General features: G+C 64.6%; 1 protein-coding gene and 1 pseudogene. Both read right to left on the bottom strand.

The features are described 5' to 3' along the window. Positions 1 to 507: pseudogene (locus EN879_RS32090) on the bottom strand (hypothetical protein); the annotation flags it as partial. A 115-nt stretch (positions 508 to 622) separates the two neighbouring features. After that, positions 623 to 2,437: a hypothetical protein gene (locus EN879_RS32085; RefSeq protein ID WP_063169762.1), complete on the bottom strand. Its 1,815-nt coding sequence runs from the start codon at positions 2,435 to 2,437 to the stop codon at positions 623 to 625. Positions 2,438 to 2,446: the final 9 nt, after the last annotated feature.

The following is a 2,446-nucleotide window of genomic DNA, read 5'->3' as shown; positions in this document are numbered from 1 at the left end:
GTCCAGCGTCGCGGCAAAACGCTTCGGCGAAAAGGCCAGCCTGCCGCCGCCGGTCATGGCCGTCATCGGGTGATGGGCGACCGAGATCGCACCATTGCCGCCGGAAAATACATGCTCCTGGTAGAGGAAGGGATGGCCGTCGCGCAGCGTCAGGATCTTGTCGACCGAAGCGCCCATCACCTCGTGCCGCAGGCGATAGACGGCGCGCCAGCCATCGTCGGTCGCGACACTTTCGACGACATCCCAGGCGCTGTTGGCCGTCCAGCCATGCAGCGGCGCTTCCTCGACATCGCTGCGCGAAAACGGCGCGCAGAGGAAATCGCCGGACAGCCGAACCGTGCCTTCCGGCAGGTCTTTCGGCAGCGTCTCGTTCGCATCGACCCAGGGCGCGCGATGCAGCGGCTTCAGCTGCCGCCCGCCAGCCTCGACGACCATGTCGGCGATGTGGCCGACCGTGAGGTCGAGCGAAACCGAAATGCCTCTGGCCTTGATGGTGTGGATGGTCATTGCGCTGTCACCGATTCTGAAGGCGCAAACTGAACCGTTCGGCGGCGGTTGCGCAAGCGCCGCGACAGGCATTTTGCATCGCGCACCTTCACCTTCCCCACAAGGGGAGGGTGAGCTACTGTCGCTTGTATTCCCGCACCGGCGACTTGGTGTCGTCGGTGTAGGTAACCTGCACCGACATCGATTTCACGCTGTCGGCGACCTTGAAATAGGGCTGGTAATCGTAGGGGATGGCGTAGGGGTCCTTCTTGTCGCAAGGCGGCATCTTGATCTCCTTGTCGAGGGCCGCGCCGTTCAGGCTGTAATGCACCTGTTTGATGGCGCAGCGGTAGGACAGCATCTGGGTGAAATAGACCAGGCCGTGGTTGCCGCTGGCATCGAAGGCGATCCACGAGGTCCAGAACTGGTCGAGGATCTGCTTGTTGCCTTGCTGAAGCGCTGTCTCGGGGTCGAAGCGGATGTCGAACGGGCCGGTCTCGCGGCCCCTGATGTCGAGATATTTGATCGCAATGATCCCCGCCACGGTGCTGTCGGGTATCTCGAAGCTCGGATTGGCCATCGGCTTGCCGGTGGTCTGGTCGTTCATGGCCAGGAAACCGGTGTCGGTGAAAGGACCGCTGTCGCCCATGCGCCAGGAGATGGCGGTCGCCGGCTCGGGCAGCGAGATGGTCATCGACCAGCCCTGGTTGGAGCGCATCGGCGTCAGCGAAGGCACGAAGCGGGCGGGGTCGAGCACGTCGCCAAGCGCCGCCAGCCGGCTGCGGCTGCGGTCCAGCCAGTCGGCCAACTGCGTCTGGTCGACGAAATATTTGAGCAACCCGCCATCCTTTTCGTAGGACGTGAACTTGGTCAGCGCCTTGGCCTCGTTGCGCTTGTCGGCCAGCGTCTGGGCGCCGAGGCGGTCTTCGGAAAACTCCTGCGCCAACAGGAAATAGGCCGGCGCGAAATCTGGATTGGCTGATATGAAGACGTTGAGCTTGTCGAGGCGCTGGGCGTCGTCGAACTGCTGGATATGCACCAGCTTGATCGACAGCGCCTTGCCCTTGTCGGCAAGCGCGCCGAACACCTCGCGCGCGCCGGCCTTGCCGTCCTGCACCCGAAGCAGCGCGGCAAAGCGCGTGTAGGGATCGATGGCGTCGACGTCGAAGCCGGCAAAGGCGAGGTAGGAGCGCCGCGCATTCAGCATGTCGCCGGACAACTCGTAGACGCGGGCATTGTGGTAGAACTCGTCCGGCCGCTTCGGCTCGGCGATCGCCCCGCCCTGCGCGGCAAGGGCGGCAAAGCCCTTGGCGATGATGTCGATCGAGGCGGCGATCTGCTGCGTCGTCGCCTGCAGCTTCTCGGTCTGGGCCTGCTGCTGCGCCTGGCCGGCGACCAGCGTCTCGGTCTCCTTCTTCACCTCGTCGGTGGTCTTCTGCACTTCCGCCGTCTGCTCAGTCTGCTGCTGCTGGACGGACGCGATCTCGTCGGTCTTTTTCGCCGCCGTGTCGGTCGACTGCTTGACCGCGTCGACCGTCTTTTGCGTCTGCGTGACGGTCTGCTCGATCTTCGCAACTTTCTCGGTAACGATGCCCATCGACTGCTGCAGCCCGGCAATGGCCGGCACCAGGCTGGCGATCACCCCATGCTGGGCGTTGGTCTGCTGCTGCAGGCCGTAGACGCCGCCGGCGACGGCCGCCGCACTGGTGGCGAAGATCAAGGCCGGCAGCGCCTTGGCCGCCAGCACCAGCCGGAGCACGATGGCAATGGCGATGATGATTGCGGCCACCGCGGCGACCAGCGCGATATAGGCGGCGAACGGCGCCAGCGGATTGAGGATGTCGGATACGGCACCCCCGACAAAGGCGACGCTGCCAGCCCATTTGCCGGTGCGGCTGAGTGATGCCCTGATAAGCGAGGGCGCAGCGCCCCCGGCCCCGATGTTCGTCATGCCAAGCCC

The organism is Mesorhizobium sp. M7A.F.Ca.AU.002.02.1.1, assembly GCF_003998535.1.
Classification (GTDB): domain Bacteria; phylum Pseudomonadota; class Alphaproteobacteria; order Rhizobiales; family Rhizobiaceae; genus Mesorhizobium; species Mesorhizobium ciceri.
Note: the sequence above shows the minus strand (reverse complement) of the source record. Positions and strands in the feature narration are given on the sequence as shown.